The following is a 2,333-nucleotide window of genomic DNA, read 5'->3' as shown; positions in this document are numbered from 1 at the left end:
GTGGTCGCCAAGACTGTGCTCGTCCTTCTTGCGTCACTGTCGGCTAGTGACGAAAGGCTGGTCCTGGCCGTCTGTGCTGCCGGCTCGTTCTCCTACGTGTGTGGAGCGGTACTCGGCCACATCCTTCTTCGAAAGCGATACGGGCTGTTGGGATTCCGTCGCGTGCAGGCCACCGTCGGAAGGATTTCGGCGGCGGCAATTCTGGCAGGTGGTTGTGCGTTCGCTTTGGTGGTGGCGGTTCAGAACCGAGTTCCCGAGCCCAGGCTTGCTGCTGTTATTTCATTGTCGGCGGGTGCGGCCGTCGGTGCCGTCGTCCTGTTGGGTGCATGCAAGGTCGTCGGTGTTCCCGAGATTCGCCGGGCGCGAACCCTACTGCTGTCCTGAGGACAAGAGCGGTACCAGCAGTTCGTCCGGAGTGAGGGCGCCGTGCTGTCCACGGAGGCCGGACAGTCCCGATTCGACAGATCGACGTACGACGGCCACGTCCCCGGACGCAATGGCGATGACATCACCGATCCGGCCGTGATACTCGGAATGCACTGCAGGCCCGAACAATCCTGCGACTATGCCCTCGGACCTCGTCCCGATCCACATGCGGTCACCCAGTTCGGCGCGCCAGCGGTCCGCAACATCTTGTGCAGCGCCTTCTCGGGTGTGGATGTGACGACATCTAGGTTCACCGGCAAGAGCGAGTACATCTTTGGACAGAATAGGAGTGCTGTCGAAGTCGATCTTGTTCTCGTCCGACACGTCGACCATTCCGTGGTCTGCCGTCACCAGCAATCTCACGTCCGGACCGAGAGCCGCGGCGAGTTGCTCGACCAGTCGATCGACCAGCATCAGTTGGAAAATCCACGGCTCGGACTCGGGTCCGTAGACGTGGCCGAGTGCATCGATCTCGCTGATGTAGCAGTACGTGAACGTGCGGTCGGCAGATTTCGACGCCGCCACGGTGCGAGCGAGGAGGTCTCCGTATGCCTGGATTCCGGCGAACTGGGCACCGCGCATCCCGGCACGGGTGAGGCCGCTGCCGTCGAACTTCGACGGTACGACGGTTGTAACGGTGATGCCGGCTGCTGCGGCGCGATCGAACGTCGTGGCCTGCGGCTGCAGGGTCTCCGGGACGATGGAGTCGGTCTGAGATTCCTTCTTGCCCGCGCTGTGCCAACCCAGCCAGTTGAACACCGAATCGGCTTCTTCGACGTAGGACTGGTAGCCGGTGATGCCGTGCGCTCCCGAAGGCAGACCGGTCCCCAGTGAGACGATGCTGGTGGCCGTCGTCGTGGGGAAGCCTGCCCGGATGGGCGTTCCGATCAGTGAATTCAGGAATGGTGCATATTCGGCGTTGCGGGCGAGTAAATTCGCGCCCATCCCGTCTACCAGCAGAATTACGGTCTTCTTGCTGGGCTGTAGATCGAGACGGTTCGCTTCGCCGCTCACTCCGAGAGAAGCGAGTACCGACGGCGCAAGCGTCGACAGAGTCGGCTGCGAGTACACATCGAGGAGAGGGGCGGGGGCGGGCATCCCATGAGATTAGGCGTTGGACGCAGAAAACTGCATACCTTCTGGGCGAGTGTTCAAATCTGTGCGGTCAAATCCGGACTTTCCAGATGATCAGCGCGCAGAGACCGCGGACCGGTGCGGCCTCCGCGCGGAGAGTCATTCCATGATCGTGGAGATCTGGAACTTGGCACCTAGTGGATCGGCCACCGACGCGAGACGACCGAAGGGCGTGTCCTCGGGATCGCGCAAGACGCTGCCGCCGAATTCGACGACCTTGGCGACGGCCGCATCGGTGTCGTCCGCCCCGAAGTACACCTGCCAGAACGACGGCGCCTCTGCCGGGAGGAACGAGCTGGCATCCATCAAACCGGCGACGACGGTGTCGCCCTGCTTGGCCTGTGAGTACCGGAACTCGTCGCTGTCACCGATCGACTCGTAAGTCCAGCCGAACACGTCGGTGTAGAACGGCAGGACCGCGGCGTAGTTCTTGGACAAGGTCTCGTGCCAGACCGGCGCTCCGGCCTCGCCGACCAAACCGAAGCCGTGGTGCTGATCTGCCTGCCAGATGCCGACGACGGCACCGGCCGGATCGCCCACGATCGCCATGCTGCCCTGAGGACCGACCTGCATCGACGGCATCATGATCGTTCCGCCCGAGGCTTGGGCCTTGGACGCCGACGCTGCCGCATCAGTCGAGGAGATGTAGGTGGTCCACACGTTGCCGTAGGGGTTGGGTCTGCTGCACGATCAGGTGACAGGTTGAGTCACGCAGCCTGAGTGGCTGGTGTGGTCATGATGGTCTCGTATTCTATGGGGGTCAATCGGCCGAG

Annotated in this window: 1 protein-coding gene and 2 pseudogenes; 1 reads left to right on the top strand and 2 read right to left on the bottom strand. The window is 62.6% G+C overall.

Annotation, left to right across the window (positions count from 1 at the left end; translation table 11 throughout):
- Nucleotides 1–384, top strand: a pseudogene (locus tag A2J01_RS02465) (murein biosynthesis integral membrane protein MurJ); the annotation flags it as partial.
- On the opposite strand, the gene A2J01_RS02460 reads toward A2J01_RS02465, so the two are convergent.
- Both A2J01_RS02460 and A2J01_RS02455 read right to left on the bottom strand, forming a co-directional pair.
- Entirely contained in the window at nt 370–1,524 is a 1,155-nt protein-coding gene (locus A2J01_RS02460) for an alkaline phosphatase family protein (protein WP_064111796.1), read from the bottom strand. The pseudogene A2J01_RS02465 and the gene A2J01_RS02460 sit on opposite strands and share 15 nt — an antisense overlap.
- Nucleotides 1,525–1,659: 135 nt before the next feature.
- A pseudogene (locus tag A2J01_RS02455) lies at nt 1,660–2,235 on the bottom strand (VOC family protein); the annotation flags it as partial.
- Nucleotides 2,236–2,333 lie beyond the last annotated feature (98 nt).

It is taken from the genome of Rhodococcus sp. EPR-134 (assembly GCF_001647205.1).
In the GTDB taxonomy this organism is placed as follows: domain Bacteria; phylum Actinomycetota; class Actinomycetes; order Mycobacteriales; family Mycobacteriaceae; genus Rhodococcus_F; species Rhodococcus_F qingshengii.
Note: the sequence above shows the minus strand (reverse complement) of the source record. Positions and strands in the feature narration are given on the sequence as shown.